The sequence below is a fragment of the Haloferax sp. Atlit-6N genome, assembly GCF_003383195.1.
GTDB classification, from domain to species: domain Archaea; phylum Halobacteriota; class Halobacteria; order Halobacteriales; family Haloferacaceae; genus Haloferax; species Haloferax gibbonsii.
Window position 1 is genome coordinate 1 of the sequence record NZ_QEQJ01000014.1, and the last position, 1,323, is coordinate 1,323.

The following is a 1,323-nucleotide window of genomic DNA, read 5'->3' on the forward strand; positions in this document are numbered from 1 at the left end:
TCTCGGTGAAAACGCTGAAATCGGTGCTGAAGACATCTACGAGGTCCTCGTCGGCGCCTGCGCCGACGGGACCTCGGTCTCTACACTCTGCAAGAGAAGCGAAGATGCACCTCACGAAAACTCGGTTCTCTACCATCTCCGCACCAAGTTCGACCTCGAGACGCTCGAACAAATCGGGAACACGCTCCTCCAGAAGGACGTTCTCGACGTCCTGCCTGAGCAGGTGGAGGTCTGCGCAGACCTCCACCTGCGGCCCTACTATGGTGACGAAGACGACACGGACGGCCTGTATCACTCACAAGCGAAGCGTGGAACCACCGCGTTCCACGCGTACGCGACACTGTACGCACGCGTGAAGAACAAACGCTACACGCTGGCGGTGCGCCGTCTCGAAGACGGCGACACCGCCAGCAGTGTCCTCGCAGAGTTCCTCGGTATTCTCGACGGCCTTGACCTCGGTGTCAAGGCCGTCTATCTTGACCGCGAATTCTACGACAGCAAGTGTTTGACGCTGCTTCAGGCGCACAACCACGCCTACGTCATGCCGATCGTCCGCTGGGGACGGACGATCAAGCGAGAACTCTCGGAAGGGTGGAGTCGCGTGATTCAGCACAGTCTGACAGCGAAACTCGACGGTCACAGCTGGACCGTCGAGTTTCCCGTCTACATCGACTGTACCTACCAGAACGGACGGTACGACGAACATGGCGTGGCGCGTCACGGCTACGCCGCTGACGCGCCCTTCATCGACTCACCACGAGACGCTCGATACCACTACGCGAAACGCTTCGGTATCGAGGCAAGCTATCGACTCTCCGAGCAAAGTATTGCGACGACCTCGACACAAAATCCGGTCGTACGGCTGTTGTACGTCGTGGTGAGCCTGCTGTTACAGAACGTCTGGCGGTATTTGCACTGGGAATACGTGGCGACGCCCCGCCGTGGGGGGCGTCGCCTCTGGGAGTGGTCGTTCAAGGAGTTCATCAATATGGTCCGTCGAGCAGCGTGGACGGCCCTCGCGACGCGTCGGGCCGTCCCCGCGAACCGGCCACCTGACGACCGGTTCCACCGGTAGTCACCGACCGAGCACGCCTCCACGTGAGTGGCAACGCTGTCGCGTCGGCGGCTGACTGCCGCCGACAGCGACCGCTTCCTCTTTTCCCAGCGTCACTTGCTCGCTACCAACGGCTCATCAAGACAGACTGGTGAGCTCAGATCGGGTTAGCTGGCGACGCCTTGTGAGGTACTGAATCTCTAACTCAATAAAGTCAACTTGTGTGACGGTCCGATCTGGTGGTCCTTGAGGCGGAATGCGCCCTGAAA

Annotated in this window: 1 protein-coding gene; it reads left to right on the plus strand. The window is 60.0% G+C overall.

Annotated features, from left to right (window positions below):
* Positions 1-1,075: ISH3 family transposase (locus DEQ92_RS20830; RefSeq protein WP_115821713.1), on the plus strand; the 1,075-nt coding region annotated here is incomplete at its 5' end.
* Positions 1,076-1,323 lie beyond the last annotated feature (248 nt).